The organism is Stenotrophomonas sp. STEN022, assembly GCF_056760155.1.
This window is the reverse complement of sequence record NZ_JBRREG010000056.1, coordinates 15,583-30,818: the sequence shown is the minus strand read 5'-3', so window position 1 is coordinate 30,818 and position 15,236 is coordinate 15,583. Positions and strand designations below refer to the sequence as shown.

The window sequence follows — 15,236 nt, the reverse complement described above, 5'->3', positions numbered from 1 at the left end:
TCCTTGGGGTTTTTTTTTTTTGTTGGTCTGTCCTCGCTCCCCCCCTCGGTTCTTTTCATCTCACACTTAATACCCCCCCCCCCCCCCCCGCCCCCCACTACAGATTGGCATTTCTGGTGAAGCTTCTGCCGAGCATGGCTCGGCACTACCTTGCGTTTCAGCGCTGCTTGCGGCTGTTCCAGCTGGCCAGGAATACCGCGGTGGCCGAGGCTACGTTGAGGCTTTCCACCGCGCCACTGCCCGGGATAGACAAGCGCAGATCGCAGCTCTGGGCAAAATCGCGGTCCATGCCTTCGCCTTCAGCGCCCATCACATACACCATGCGATCCGGCAATTCGGTGGTGAAAACATTGTCGCCATCAGCAACCAGAGTCGCAGCCAGGCCAAAGCCGGCATCACGCAGCTGCGCGACGGCCTGCGGCAACGCCGGCAGGCGCACCAGCGGCACCGACTCGGCGCCACCTTCCGCCACACGCGCGGCGGCGCCCGACAGGGCCAGCGTCGAGTCCGCCGGCAACAGGATTGCCTTGACGCCAAAATGCGCCGCCGAGCGCAGGATCGCGCCGAAGTTGTGCGGGTTGCCTACGCCATCCAGCCACAAAGCCAACGCAGCACCAGCCTGCAACGAGGCCAGCCAGGTCGCCAAGGGCAGCGGCTCCTGCTTCTGCACATCGGCAACCAGACCTTCGTGGTGGGTGGTGGCGGCCAGCTTGTTGAGGTCGCCGTCGCCGACCACGCGGTAACCCACCCGGTTGGCCACGCACCACTTCAGCACCGGCTGCAGGCGCGGGATCATGTCCTCGGCAAGGTACAGCTTGCGCAGCGCCTGCGGGCGCTTGGCAAACATCGCCTGCACGGCATTGAAGCCGTACAGGCGCATTTCATCGCCGCCGCGTACCGGTACACCGTCGCCTTCACGTGCGGCCGAGGGTGCAGCCGGAGTTGCGCGGGGTGGCCGCGAGGAAGGGCGACGGTTGTTCCAGGGGTTACTCACAGCGGTTCCTTTGGATTACTTGTTGCTACGCCAGAAATCGGCATTCTTGATGCCCAGTGCATCGGGGTCGAAGACCGGGTCCAGGCCCAGCTTCTTCTGCCGCTCATAGTCGGTCAGTGCAAGCATGGCAGGCTTTTGCAGGATCAGGATGGCGACCACGTTCAGCCAGGCCATCAAGCCCACGCCGATATCGCCCAGGGCCCAGGCCATTTTCGCATTGTGGTAGGCACCAAACACCACCATGCCCATGATGCCCAGGCGCAGCACCAGCATCGCCGCCGGATGGGTGCGGTTGCTGCCGGCCAGGTAGGTCAGGTTGGTTTCGGCCATGTAGTAATAGGCCATGATCGTGGTGAAGGCGAAGAAGAACAGCGCCAGTGCCACGAAGCCCGCGCCCCAACCCGGCAGCACCGATTCCACCGCCGCCTGGGTGAACAGGGCACCTTCGGAGGGCTGAACGCCCGGCACGCCGGTGACAATGGCCTCCAGCTTGGTCACGCCACCTTCGGTGACCGAACGGAACACGTTGTACATGCCGGTGGACAACAGCAGGAAGGCGGTCGAGGTGCAGACCAGCATGGTGTCGAAGTAGATGGCGAAGGCCTGCACATAACCCTGCTTGGCAGGGTGCGAGACCTCGGCGGCGGCGGCGGCATGCGGGCCGGTACCCTGGCCGGCTTCGTTGGCGTAGATGCCACGCTTGACGCCCCAGGCAATGGCCTGGCCGATGATGCCGCCGAAGGCCGCATGCGCACCAAAGGCACTGGAGAAGATGTCCGAGAACATCGCCGGCACCTTGCTGGCGTTGAGCATCATCACCACGATCGCCATCAGGATGAAGCCCAGCGCCATGAACGGCACGATCACTTCGGCGAAGCTGGCAATGCGCTTGACGCCACCAAAGATGATGATGCCAAGCAGCACCGCTACGCTCAGGCCGATCCACAGCTTCATGCTGGCGGCACCACCAACCGATGCGCAGGCATTGGCGCCGGTGCACAGCACGTTGACCGCGCTGTCGGCGATGGCATTGGCCTGCACGCCTGGCAGCAGGAAGCCTGCGGCGATCACGGTGGCCACGGCGAACACGGCCGCATACCACTTCAGGCCCATCGCTTTTTCAATGTAATAGGCCGGGCCACCGCGGTAGCGGCCTTCGGCATCCTTGGTCTTGTAGATCTGCGCCAGGGTCGATTCAACGTAGGAGGTGGAGGCGCCGAGGAAGCCCATCACCCACATCCAGAAGATCGCACCCGGGCCGCCGTAGGCAATGGCCGTGGCCACACCAGCGATGTTGCCGATACCCATGCGGCCGGCCATCGACATGGCCAGGGCCTGGAACGAGGACACGCCAGCTTCGGACTTTTCACCGCGTACCGTCAGCCGGCACATTTCAGCGAAACCGCGGATCTGCATGAAGCGGGTGCGCAGGCTGAACCACAGGCCTGCACCCAGACACATGAAGATGAGCGCATTGCTCCAGATGATGCCGTTTACGTATTCGACGATGGATTCCACGTAATTCCCCGGAAAGCTGAAAGGTAGCCAAAGCCCGGAATTCCGGGGCTGGCCGATTTTTCCACGATTAAGCCCGGTTGTGCAGGGCCACTACGTGGATTGCATCCAAGTCCTGATAAGGGCGAAGCAGCGCATGTCATGCAGCTGACCGTCCTTGAACACCGATTGGCGCTCGGTGCCCTCCTCTGCGAATCCATTCTTCAACAGCACCCGCGCCGAGGCCGGATTGCCAGCCATCACCTGCGCGGACAGCCGTGCCAGTGCCAGGGTATCCATCACCCACGGCACGTAGGCGCCGACCACCCTGGTCATGATGCCCTGCCCCCAGTAACGCTGGCCCAGCCAATACCCCAGCGACGCCGAATGACGCCGCTCGTCCTTGCCCTGGGTAACCCCGATACCACCACAGGCCCGGCCGTCAATTTCCAGTGCGAACACCTGCCCCTGCAGGTCCAGCACCTGTCCCGCCAGAAAGGCCTCGCCATCGGCGCGGGTATACGGATAGGGAAAGCGCGTGCTCAGCCCCCGCGATACCGCTGCATCGTTGGCATGCTCGAGCAGCGCGTCCAGGTCCCCTGCCTGCCAGGGGCGTAACCGGACGCGGCCGCCGAGCAGCGGCTCACGCATGGCCACCGACCGCCGGGGTTTCACGCTCCAGCTTCTCCAGCGCGTTGGCCACGGTTTCCGGCGACTTGGTATATGGCGCCAGCAAGGCATAGAACGCCGGCACCACGAACAGCGACAGGAAGGTGGACACGCTGACACCGAAGATCACCACGATGCCGATGGTGGCGCGGCTGGCCGAGCCCGGGCCACCGGCAACCACCAGCGGAATCGCACCAACCACGGTCGCGATCGAGGTCATCAGGATCGGCCGCAGTCGCACCATCGACGACTCGACGATGGCCTGGTGCACGTTGCGACCCTCGTCGCGCAGTTGGTTGGCAAACTCGACGATCAGGATGCCGTTCTTCGCCGCCAGACCCACCAGCATGACGATGCCGATCTGGCTGAACAGGTTGAGCGTGCCCCCGCTGAGGTACAGGCCGACGAAGGCACCGAGCACGCCCAGCGGCACGGTCAGCATGATCACCAGCGGATGGATGAAGCTCTCGAACTGTGCGGCCAGCACCAGGTAAACCACCAGCAAGGCCATGGCGAAGGTCAGCAGCACCGCGCTGCCTGCGCTCTGGTACTCGCGTGATTCACCCTTCCAGTCGATCTGCGCGTATTCCGGCAGTTCCTCGGCAGCAACCTGCTTGGCCCAGTCTATGGTCTCGCCCAGCGTATGACCCGGCGCGACGTTGGCGCTGATGGTGATCGAGCGCAGGCGATTGAAGCGGTTGAGGCTGCCGGCCTCGGCCACTTCACTGAGCGTGACCAGGTTGGACAGCGGCACCAGCTCACCCGAGCGTGCACGCACCTGGATCGCCGACAGGTCGGCCGGCGAGGCACGGCCTTCGCGACCGGCCTGCACCAGTACGTCGTACTCCTCGCCGTTGTCGACGAAGGTGGTGACGCGGCGCGAACCCATCATGGTTTCCAGCGCGCGGCCGATGTCGGTAACCGAGATGCCCAGGTCGGCCGCACGCTGGCGGTCGATGTTGACTCGCATCTGGGGGCGGGTTTCCTTGTAATCCGAATCGGCGCCGACCAGACCGGGGTAATCGGCCATGCGCTCCAGCAGGCGATCACGCCACTGGGCGATTTCCGCGTATTCCGGCCCACCCAACACGATCTGGAACGGCTGGCCCATGCTGCGCACCAGACCGCCACCGACCATGGTGCGCACGCGCACGCCGCTGAGGTCGTTCAGTTCTTTCTGCAGGTCATTGGCCACGTCCACCGTGGCCTCGCTGCGGTTGCGCCAGGGCTGCAGGAACACGCTCATGCGGCCGGTATGCATTTCCTCGCTGTTGCCCCAGCCACCGGGCACACGCGGATTGGCGCGGACGATGGGTTCTTCCGGGCCAACGAAGCGCGAGACGATCTTCTCGACCTGCTGCACCTGCTCCACTGTGTAGTCGTAGCCCGCACCTTCCGGGCCATCGATCATGATCTGGAACGAGCCACGGTCTTCGGCCGGCGCAAGTTCGGAAGGAATCAGCTTGAACAGGCCCCAGCTGGCGCCGAGCGCAGCCAGCATCACCAGCCCGAATACCCAGCTGCGCTGCACGTGGCGATCCAGCACGCGGCCATAGGCTGCCGACAGCCGCTCCAACTGGCGGTTGATGAAGCCATGCAGGCGGCTGACCTTCTGCTCGCTGTGCGGCTTGAGCAGCTTGGACGCCATCATCGGCGTCAGCGTCAGCGCCACGAAGGCCGACAAGGCCACTGCTGCCGCCAGCGCCACTGCCAGCTCGCGGAACAGGCGGCCGGTATTGCCCTCAAGGAAACCCACCGGCAGGAACACCGCCACCAGCACCGCCGTGGTCGCGATCACCGCGAAGGCCACCTGCGCGGTACCGCGCTTGGCGGCCACCAGCGGCGGCTCGCCCAGATCGATGCGGCGCTGCACGTTCTCGACCACGACGATGGCGTCATCCACCACCAGGCCGATACACAGCACCAGCGCCAGCAGGGTGAACAGATTGATCGAGAAGCCGAACGCGAACAGCGCGATGAAGGCCGCAACCAGGCACACCGGCACCGTCACCGCCGGAATCACTGCCGCGCGCAGGCTGCCCAGGAACAGCCAGATCACGATCAATACCAGGATCATCGCCTCGACCAGCGTGGCGTAAACGCGCTCCACGGCGGCTTCAATGAAGGTGGTGTTGTCGAAGGCGACGAAGATCTGCGTGCCCTTGGGCAGCGTCTGGGCGATGCGGTCGGCTTCAGCGCGGGTATCACGTGCGACATCCAGCGCATTGGCCGTCGACGTCTTGACGATGCCCAGGCCGATGCCCGGCTCGCCGTTGCTGCGGAAATAGGCGCGACGCTCGGACGAAGCCAGTTCGACCTTGGCCACATCGCCCAGGCGCACCACGTAACCGTCATTGCCCTTGCCCAGCGGAATGCTGGCAAAGTCAGCCGGGGCGACGTAGCTGCGCTCCACGCGCAGGGTGAAATCGCGGTCGGCCGATTCGATGCGGCCGGCCGGCAGCTCCACGTTCTCGTTGCGCAGCGCGGTTTCCACTTCGTTGACGGTCAGCCCGCGTGCGGCCAGCTGGTCGCGGTCCAGCCACACCCGCATCGCGTAACGCTGACGACCGCCGATGCGCACCTGGGCCACACCGTCGATGCTGGAGAACCTGTCCACCACATAGCGATCGGCATAGTCGCTGAGTTCCAGCGTATCCATCACCGAGGACGACATGTTGAACCAGATGATCGGGTCGGCGTCGCTCTCGACCTTGGCGATTTCCGGCGGCCGCGCTTCTTCCGGCATGCGATCCGCGACGCGGCTGACTGCATCGCGCACGTCGTTGGCCGCTGCCTCGATGTCGCGGTTGGCGTTGAACTCGATGCTGACCGAGGCACGGCCGTTGGTGCTGCGTGCGTTGATGGTATCAATGCCCTCGATACCGGCCAGCGCGTCCTCCAGCACCTGGGTGACGCGGCTTTCAATCACCGCCGCCGAGGCGCCGGTGTAATCCACCGACACCGAGACGATGGGCGGATCGATGGCCGGCAACTCACGCAGGGTCAATCGGGTAAACGACATGATGCCCAGCACCAGCAGCAACAGGCTCATCACCACGGCCAGTACAGGCCGCTTGATCGAAAGATCGGACAGCTTCATCCGGCGGTCGCCAGCTTGGCCGGCGCGGCAACCTCGGCCGGCTTCAGCGGCGTGGCCGCGTCGGCGGCCTTGGCCGGCTTGTCATCCTGGATGCGGATACCCGGGCGCAGCTTGCCGGTGCCATCGACGACGATGCGGTCCCCCGCCTTCAGGCCATCAATGATCTCCACCACACCGGCGCGGCGGATGCCGGCCTTGATGTCGGCGCGCTCGACGCTTTCATCCTGCTTGACCCGGAACACGTAAGAGTCACGGCCGACCTGCACCACCGCGATTTCCGGAATCACCAGCGCGTCGCGCTCGGGGCGATACAGGCGCACGTCCAGCAACATGCCCGGACGCAGCGCATGGTCGGCGTTGTCGAAATCGGCGCGGACGGTAATCGCGCGGCTGCCCGGATCGACCCGTGCGTCGATGGTGCTGACCGTACCTTCAAAGGTTCGACCCGGATAGGCGATGCTGCTGCCACTGACCTTGTCGCCGTTCTGCAGCGAGGACAGCTGCGCTTCCGGCACCTGGAAATCCACGTGCATGCGCGAGATGTCGTCCAGCGTGGCGATCGCCGTGGTCGGGGTGACCAGGGAGCCCGGGCTGACCTGACGGATGCCCAATACGCCAGCGAATGGCGCGCGTACGCTGCGGTCGCCGATATCGGCGCGCATCTGCTGCACGCGGGCCTCGGCGGCATCGCGAATGGCTTGCTGTGTATCCAGGGTCGAATGGGCTACCAACTGCTGCGCGGCCAGTTCACGTTGGCGCTTGTACAGCCGGTCGGCCTCGGCGAAGGTCGCCTGGGCCTGGGCAAGCGCAGCCTGCTGGGCTTGACCGCGCAGGGTCACCAAGGGCGCACCGGTTGCAACCTGCTGGCCGCTTTCGAAATGCACCTTGTCGATGATCTCGCTGACCTTGGCAGTGACGATGATGGATTCGCGTGCCTTGGCGGTGCCGTTGGCCTGCAGCGTATCGCTCCACGGAGCGGCTTCGACAACCTGGGTAGTGACCAGCACCGCACCGGCGGCTTGCCGCGGCGCCTCTGCGTTCTTGCGGTTGCATCCGGCCAACGCCAGCGCCAAGACTGTGCCACCAACAACGGTGGCGGCAAATCGCCCGAACATACGAAGTCCCATCTGATACACGATCAAGCAGTCTAGCGGTGTCAGATGACGGCCGGATGTGCCGTTAGGGGGGGAACGTCCCTATTGTGGGAGGCACTGTAGTGCCGAGCCATGCTCGGCAAGGGCCTGCACTGGTCATGCGAAGAGCATACCCCTCCCCAGCCCTCCCCTACGCCTTCGGCGCAAGGGAGGGGGCGAAGCTGCAATTGCGGATGAATTCGGGGCTGACGGGGCGGTGCCTTCGCGGCTTATGCCGCTCCCACAAGCTGCAACCGCCAACCCGCAAAACGACTCAGCGCAGCGCCTGCAACACCTGCTCCACCATTGCCGGCACACTATCGGTGTCGGCATGCAGGTGCAGTTCCGGGGCTTCCGGGGCCTCATACGGTGAATCAATACCGGTGAAGTTCGGAATCTGCCCCGCGCGGGCCTTGCGGTACAGCCCCTTCACATCGCGCGCTTCGGCCACTGCCAGCGGCACGTCGACGAATACCTCGATGAACTCGCCATCCTCGAAACGCTCGCGCGCCATCTGCCGCTCGGCACGGAAGGGCGAGATGAAGCTGACCAACACCACCAGCCCGGCATCGGCCATCAGCCTTGCCACTTCGGCGACGCGGCGGATGTTCTCCACGCGATCCTCGTCGGTGAAGCCCAGATCCCGGTTCAAACCATGGCGGACGTTGTCACCATCCAGCAGGAAGGTGTGTACGCCCTGCGCATGCAGGCGCTTCTCAACCTGGTTGGCGACGGTGGACTTGCCCGCGCCCGACAAACCGGTGAACCACAGCACCTTGGGCTGCTGGCCCTTGATCCGCGCCCGCGCCGCCTTGTCCACATCCAGATGCTGCCAATGCACGTTGCCAGCGCGACGCAAGGCGAAATCCAGGGTGCCTGCGGCGACGGTGGCATTGGTCTGGCGATCGATCAGGATGAAGCCGCCCAATGCGCGGTTCTGCGCATACGGCACGAAGGCCACCGGCTCGTCCAGCGACAGGTTGCAGTAGCCAACCTCGTTCAATTCCAGCCGTTTGGCCGCCAGTCGCTCCTGCGTATTCACGTCAACGCGGTGCTTGATCTCACTGATATTGGCGGCCACGGTGCGGCTGCCGATCTGCAGCCAGTACGGGCGGCCCGGCAGCAAGGCCGCGTCGTCCATCCACAGCACATGCGCGGCGAACTGGTCGGCCACTTCCGGCGGATCACCGGCGGCGGCGATCACGTCGCCGCGGCTGACATCGACTTCATCGTCCAGGGTCAGCGTCACTGCCTGCCCGGTGCCGGCAACCGCCAGCGGACCGTCCGGGCCCAGCACCTGCTTGACCGTGGAGCGGCGTGCCGAGGGCAGCACCACCACCTCGTCACCTACGCGCACCTGACCAGCAGCAATGGTGCCGGCAAAGCCCCGGAAGTCCTGGTTCGGACGATTCACCCACTGCACCGGCAGGCGCAGCCCACTGGCGGTGTCGTGCGCGCTCAGTTCGACCGTATCCAGATGCTCGATCAGGCTGGGGCCGTTGTACCAAGGCATCGCCGACGAACGCGTGGACAGGTTCTGCCCTTCCAGCGCCGACAGCGGAATCGCCTGAACGTTGGCAATGCCCAGCTGCGCCGCAAGCGCCTGATAGTCGGCGACGATGCGTTCGAATACGGATTGGTCGTAATCGACCAGATCCATCTTGTTCACCGCCAATACCACCTGGCCGATACCCAGCAGCGAGATGATGTAGCTGTGCCTGTGCGTCTGCGTGAGCAGGCCCTTGCGCGCATCCACCAGCACCACCGCCACATCGGCAGTCGAGGCGCCGGTAGCCATGTTGCGGGTGTACTGCTCATGCCCGGGGCAGTCGGCAACGATGTACTTGCGGCGGTCGGTATCGAAGTAGCGGTAAGCCACGTCGATGGTGATGCCCTGCTCGCGCTCGGCGGCCAGGCCATCGAGCAGCAATGCGTAATCGATGCGCTCTCCCTGGGTGCCATGACGACGGCTGTCTGCCTCCAGCGCGGACAGCTGGTCATCGAACAAGCGCTTGCTTTCGTACAGCAGGCGCCCGATCAGGGTGCTCTTGCCATCGTCGACGCTGCCGCAGGTGATGAAGCGCAGCAGCGGCTTGGTTTCGTGGGTCTTGAGGTAGGCAGCGATATCGGAGGAAGTGGTCACGGCGCTCATCAGAAATACCCTTCCAACTTCTTCTTCTCCATCGATGCGGACTGATCATGGTCGATCAGACGACCCTGGCGTTCGGAACTGGTGGAGACCAGCATCTCGGCGATGATTTTCTCCAGGGTGTCGGCTTCGGACTCGATCGCGCCAGTCAGCGGATAGCAGCCCAGCGTGCGGAAACGCACCTTGCGCAGCTGCGGCACTTCGCCCGGATGCAGCGGCAGGCGTTCGTCATCAACCATGATCAGGCTGCCGTCGCGCTCGACGACCGGCCGCTCGGCAGCGAGGTATAGCGGCACCACCGGGATCTTCTCGCGGTAGATATAGAGCCAGATATCCAGCTCGGTCCAGTTCGACAGCGGGAACACGCGCACGCTCTCGCCCTGGTGGATACGCGCGTTGTACAGGTTCCACAGCTCCGGACGCTGGTTCTTCGGGTCCCAGCGGTGGCGGTCATTGCGGAACGAGAACACCCGCTCCTTGGCCCGTGACTTCTCTTCGTCGCGGCGCGCGCCGCCGATGGCGGCATCGAACTTCCACTTGTCCAAGGCCTGCTTCAGACCCTGGGTCTTCATCACATCGGTGTGCACGCTGGGGCCATGGCTGATCGGGCCAATATCGCGGGCGATACCGTCCGGGTTGATATGCACCCGCAGCTCGGTGCCTGTTTCAGCCACGCGGCGGTCGCGGAAGGCGATCATCTCGCCGAACTTCCAGCGCGTATCCACATGCAGCAACGGGATCGGCGGCACACCCGGCGCGAACGCCTTCAGCAGCAGGTGCAGCAGCACCGAGCTGTCCTTGCCCACCGAGTACAGCAGCACCGGGTTGTCAAAGGCGGCGGCAACTTCGCGCAGGATATGGATGCTTTCCGCTTCAAGGCGGTCAAGGTGTGACAGGGGTGCAGTAGCGGTCATTGCGTGCCGAATCAAGGAGGCGGGGCCCGAGGGCAAGGGTAGCAGCGAAGCCGGACGGGACTCTGGACTGTGCGCCGAGTGTGGAGGGGTCACTGCGCCGATTGAAATAAACGCAGGGCATGAAGCGATAACCGCTGCTCCTTTCCCCTGATGGCGCGCTGTACCTAGCATCGGTCATCCCTACCTAGACCGGAATGGAAATGACCGCCGTCGCTACCGTGCCACCCAGCCCCTTGCCCGAAGACCGCAGGGTCCTGCTGTCGCAATTGGTAGCCGGTCTGGATGGGAACAGCCTGTGGTGGTTGTCCGGGTTTGCCGCCGGGTTGGCGCAGGGTACCTCTCCCACTGCCCTTACCGTCATCCCCGGCGGCCAAGCCGCGCAGTCGCCTCAGACCCGGCTGACCGTGGTCTATGGCAGCCAGACCGGCAACGCGCGCCGCGCCGCCGAGCAGCTGGCCGCCGAGGCCGAAGCAGCCGGGCTGCCGGTACGGGTAGTCCGCGCCGACGCCTACGCCACCCGCGAGCTGGCCAACGAGCGCCTGCTCTATATCGTCATCAGCACCCAGGGCGAAGGCGACCCGCCGGATGACGCCATCGGGCTGGTCGAGTTCATCGCCGGCAAGCGTGCCCCCAAGCTGCCGGAGCTGAAATACGCCGTGCTGGGCCTGGGCGACTCCAGCTATGTGGAGTTCTGCGGCATCGCCCGCAAGCTCGACAGCCGCCTGGCCGAACTGGGCGCCACCCGCCTGCAGGCTGTGGGCGAAGCCGACCTGGACATCGATACCGTGGCGGTACCGTGGCAGGCACAGGCACTGCTCAATGCGCGCGACGTGATCGGCCAGGCCGTGGTCGCCACGCCCAGCAATGTCACGCCGCTGCGGCATGCCGGTGCGTGGACCGCGCAACACCCGTTCAGCGCCGAACTGCTGTCGCGCCAGGTCATCAGCGGCCGCGACTTCAAGGGCCCGGCTTATGCCAAGTACGGCAACGCGGCCAAGTCCGTTCATCACCTTGAGCTGTCGCTGGAAGGTAGCGGCCTGCACTACGAACCCGGCGATGCGCTGGGCATCGTCCACCGCAACCCTGCCGAACTGGTCGAAGCCGTGCTGGATGTCACCGGCCTGGACGGCAGCGTGGAGATCGAGCATGACGGCCACAGCCGGCCGCTGGCGCAATGGCTGGGCGAGCACCGCGAGCTGACCCGCATTTCGCGCCCCCTGCTGGCCTCGGTGGCCGAGCGCAGCGCGCATCCGGAACTTGCCCGACTGCTCGATCCGGCACAGAAGACGGAACTGGCCGCGGTATTCGAAGATCATCAACTGGTCGACGTGCTGCGCCGTTGGCCGGCCGAGTGGAATGCCGAAGCGCTGCTCGGCACCCTGCGCCCCGCCGCGCAGCGCCTGTACTCCATCGCCTCCAGCCGCAAGCGCGTCGGCGAAGAAGTGCACCTGACCGTCGACGAACTGCGTTATCACGCCCATGGCAGCGAACACCTGGGCGCAGCCAGCGGCTTCCTGAGCGCACTGGAAGAAGGTGCGCAGCTGCCGGTCTACATCGAAGCCAATGAGCGCTTCCGGGTACCGGCTGACAGCAGCCGCGACATCATCATGATCGGCCCGGGCACCGGCGTCGCACCGTTCCGTGGCTTCGTGCAGGAACGTGCCGAGACCGGCGCCACAGGCCGCAACTGGCTGTTCTTCGGCGCGCGCCATTTCAATACCGATTTCCTCTACCAGACCGAATGGCAGGACGCGCTGCGGCGCAAGGAACTGGATCGCCTGGACCTGGCGTTCTCGCGCGACCAGGCCGACAAGGTGTACGTGCAGCAGCGCCTGCGTACCCGCGGCCGTGATCTCTACGACTGGCTGCAGAACGGCGCACACCTGTATGTGTGCGGCGCCATCGCCATGGGCAAGGACGTGCATGCAGCACTGCTTGATGTACTGCTCGAACACGGCGGGCTGGATGAAGACGATGCCCGCGACTATCTGACTCGACTGCACACGGAGGGGCGCTATGGACGGGATGTGTATTGAGTGTTGTTGGCCTGATGCTGCTGCCTGATGCAGCAGTGGCTTCGCGGCTGACGCCGCTCCTACAACCTCCGATTCCAGATAGCGAAAAGAATGAGCACCCACTCCGTTGAGAACATCAAGGCCGACAGCAACCGCTTGCGCGGCTCATTGCTGGAAAGCCTGGCCGATCCTGTCACCGGCGCATTGCGCGAAGACGACCAGACCCTGATCAAGTACCACGGCAGCTACCAGCAGGACGACCGCGACGTGCGCGATGAGCGCCGCCGGCAGAAGCTCGAGCCTGCGTACCAGTTCATGATCCGCACCCGCACCCCCGGCGGCGTGATCAGCCCCGAGCAGTGGCTGAAGCTGGACAGCATCGCCACCCGTTACGGCAACCATTCGTTGCGCATCACCACCCGCCAGGCGTTCCAGTTCCATGGCGTGATCAAGCGCGAGCTGAAGGCGACCATGCAGGCGATCAATGCCGCGTTGATCGACACCCTGGCCGCCTGCGGTGACGTCAACCGCAACGTCCTGGTTGCCGCCAACCCGCTGCTGTCCAGCGCACACGCCACCCTGTACGCCGACGCTGCGCGCACTTCCGAGCACTTGCTGCCCAATACCCGCGCCTACTACGAAATCTGGCTGGACGAAGAGCGCGTGGCCGGCAGCGGCGCCGAGGAAGAACCGATCTACGGCGAGCGCTACCTGCCGCGCAAGTTCAAGATCGGCTTTGCACTGCCGCCGCTCAACGACGTCGACGTCTATGCCAATGATCTGGGCTTCATCGGCGTGCTTGATGCCGACGGCGAACTGCTCGGCTATGACGTGACCATCGGCGGCGGCATGGGCGCTACCCACGGCGATGCCGAAACCTATCCGCGCATCGCCAACAACGTCGGTTTCATTCCGCGCGACGCGCTACTCGATGTCGCCACTGCCACCGTCACCACCCAGCGCGACCTGGGCAACCGCGAGCTGCGCAAGCGTGCGCGCTTCAAGTACACCATCGATGATCACGGCCTGGACACGATCGTGGCGGAGATCGAGCGTCGCGCCGGCATCCGCTTCGCGCCATCGCGTGCGCAGGCGTTCGCCCACAATGGCGACCGCTATGGCTGGGTGGAAGGCGACGACGGCCGCTGGCACCTGACCCTGTCGCTGCAGGCTGGGCGCATCGCAGATGTGGCCGGTGCCCCACACCTGACCGCCCTGCGCGAAATCGCCCACATCCTCGACGGCGAATTCCGCATGACCGGCAACCAGAACCTGGTCATCGCCGGTGTGTGGGCGCAGCAACGCGCGCAGATCGATGCCATCGTGCAAAGCGCGGGACTGGACACCGGCAATCGCGCCCCAACCGCACTGGCACGCGCGGCCATGGCCTGCGTCGCCCTGCCCACCTGCGGCTTGGCCATGGCCGAAGCCGAGCGCTACCTGCCCGAGTTCAGCGCCAAGCTGCAGCCGCTGCTGGAGCAGCATCAGCTGGCCGATGCACCGATCCTGCTGCGCATCTCCGGCTGCCCGAATGGCTGCTCGCGTCCTTATCTGGGCGAGATCGCCTTGGTCGGCAAGGCACCGGGCCGCTACAACCTGATGCTGGGCGCCGACCATCGCGGCCAACGCCTCAACACGCTGTACCGCGAGAACATCACCGAACCGGAAATCCTCGATGCACTGGCGCCACTGTTCGCCCGCTATTCCGGTGAGCGCGATGGCAGTGAAGGCTTCGGTGACTTCCTGCACCGGGCCGGCATCGTCGCCCTTCCTCCCTACCCCACCCACCGCCAGATATCCGTGGAACTGCAAGCATGAGCGCGCTGCCCAAGACCTCTCACAACCCGTCGGTAACCCTGCCTGACGACCTGGGCCCGCTCAATACCCTGCTCGATTCGATGGATGCGCAGCAGCGCGTGGCATGGGCACTGCAGAACGCACCCGGCGCGCATGTGCTGTCGTCGAGTTTCGGCGCGCAATCGGCGGTGACCCTGCATCTGCTCAGCAGCCAGCGCCCGGAAATCCCGGTGATCCTGATCGACACCGGCTATCTGTTCCCGGAGACCTACCGCTTCGCCGACGAACTGACCGACAGGCTCAAGCTCAACCTCAAGGTCTACCGCCCGCAGGTGAGCCGCGCCTGGATGGAAGCACGCCATGGCCGCCTGTGGGAACAAGGCGTAGTCGGCATCGAGCAGTACAACAACCTGCGCAAGGTCGAGCCGATGAAGCGCGCCCTGGACGATCTGCAGGTGGGCACCTGGTTCACCGGCCTGCGCCGCAGCCAGTCGGCAAGTCGCGCCAACACACCGGTGCTGCAGCGCCGTGGCGAGCGCTTCAAGGTCAACCCGATCGCCGATTGGAGCGATCGCGACGTGTGGAAATACCTGCAGGAGCACAAGCTGCCCTACCACCCGCTGTGGGAACAGGGCTACGTCTCCATCGGCGACTACCACACCACCCGCCGCTGGGAAGCCGGCATGCGCGAAGAAGACACCCGCTTCTTCGGCCTGAAGCGCGAATGCGGGCTGCACGAAGAGATTTAAGCGAAGCCATGCAGGCATGTAGTGCCGAGCCATGCTCGGCAGAAGCTTCACCGGTAACGCCCCAGCGCAGCACCGCCGCGCACTGCAAAAGCTGCCCTCACCCCAACCCCTCTCCCATGAACGGGAGAGGGACCAGTCCTGTAGTGCCGAGCCCTGCTCGGCAGAGGCGTCACCGGTAACGCCCCAGCGCAGCACCGCTGCGCACTGCAAAAGCCGCCCTCA

Annotated in this window: 10 protein-coding genes; 3 read left to right on the top strand and 7 right to left on the bottom strand. The window is 65.0% G+C overall.

Translation table 11 applies throughout. The features are described 5' to 3' along the window. Nucleotides 1-157 precede the first annotated feature (157 nt). The 7 genes from ACVOMF_RS12740 to cysD form a co-directional block, all read right to left on the bottom strand. A complete protein-coding gene (locus tag ACVOMF_RS12740; protein ID WP_481509628.1) occupies nt 158-994 on the bottom strand; it encodes a TrmH family RNA methyltransferase in 837 nt (278 codons plus the stop codon). A 15-nt stretch (nt 995-1,009) separates the two neighbouring features. Next, nucleotides 1,010-2,455: an alanine/glycine:cation symporter family protein gene (locus ACVOMF_RS12735; protein ID WP_481509631.1), complete on the bottom strand. Its 1,446-nt coding sequence runs from the start codon at nt 2,453-2,455 to the stop codon at nt 1,010-1,012. Nucleotides 2,456-2,602: 147 nt separating this feature from the next. Further along, nucleotides 2,603-3,139 (bottom strand): GNAT family N-acetyltransferase, encoded by a 537-nt coding sequence (locus ACVOMF_RS12730; protein ID WP_481509630.1) that lies wholly within the window; start codon nt 3,137-3,139, stop codon nt 2,603-2,605. Continuing rightward, the gene (locus tag ACVOMF_RS12725; protein WP_481509627.1) at nt 3,132-6,257 is read right to left on the bottom strand and encodes an efflux RND transporter permease subunit; all 3,126 of its coding nucleotides are present in this window, start codon (nt 6,255-6,257) and stop codon (nt 3,132-3,134) included. The genes ACVOMF_RS12730 and ACVOMF_RS12725 overlap by 8 nt, the downstream gene beginning before the upstream one ends. Then, nucleotides 6,254-7,372: an efflux RND transporter periplasmic adaptor subunit gene (locus tag ACVOMF_RS12720; protein WP_481509629.1), complete on the bottom strand. Its 1,119-nt coding sequence runs from the start codon at nt 7,370-7,372 to the stop codon at nt 6,254-6,256. Before ACVOMF_RS12720 ends, ACVOMF_RS12725 begins: the two co-directional genes overlap by 4 nt. Before the next feature lie 292 nt (nt 7,373-7,664). Continuing rightward, entirely contained in the window at nt 7,665-9,542 is a 1,878-nt protein-coding gene (gene cysN, locus ACVOMF_RS12715) for a sulfate adenylyltransferase subunit CysN (RefSeq protein WP_481509626.1), read from the bottom strand. Further along, the gene (gene cysD / locus ACVOMF_RS12710; protein WP_481509625.1) at nt 9,542-10,453 is read right to left on the bottom strand and encodes a sulfate adenylyltransferase subunit CysD; all 912 of its coding nucleotides are present in this window, start codon (nt 10,451-10,453) and stop codon (nt 9,542-9,544) included. The genes cysN and cysD overlap by 1 nt, the downstream gene beginning before the upstream one ends. A gap of 200 nt (nt 10,454-10,653) precedes the next feature. On the opposite strand from cysD, the gene ACVOMF_RS12705 reads away from it, so the two are divergent. The 3 genes from ACVOMF_RS12705 to ACVOMF_RS12695 all read left to right on the top strand — a co-directional run bounded on the left by ACVOMF_RS12705 (nt 10,654) and on the right by ACVOMF_RS12695 (nt 15,014). After that, a complete protein-coding gene (locus ACVOMF_RS12705) occupies nt 10,654-12,489 on the top strand; it encodes an assimilatory sulfite reductase (NADPH) flavoprotein subunit (RefSeq protein ID WP_481509624.1) in 1,836 nt (611 codons plus the stop codon). 90 nt (nt 12,490-12,579) lie between these two features. Continuing rightward, nucleotides 12,580-14,286, top strand: a complete 1,707-nt coding sequence (cysI, locus tag ACVOMF_RS12700; RefSeq protein ID WP_481509623.1) for an assimilatory sulfite reductase (NADPH) hemoprotein subunit — start codon at nt 12,580-12,582, stop codon at nt 14,284-14,286. Continuing rightward, nucleotides 14,283-15,014 (top strand): phosphoadenylyl-sulfate reductase, encoded by a 732-nt coding sequence (locus ACVOMF_RS12695; protein ID WP_481509622.1) that lies wholly within the window; start codon nt 14,283-14,285, stop codon nt 15,012-15,014. The genes cysI and ACVOMF_RS12695 overlap by 4 nt, the downstream gene beginning before the upstream one ends. Nucleotides 15,015-15,236: the final 222 nt, after the last annotated feature.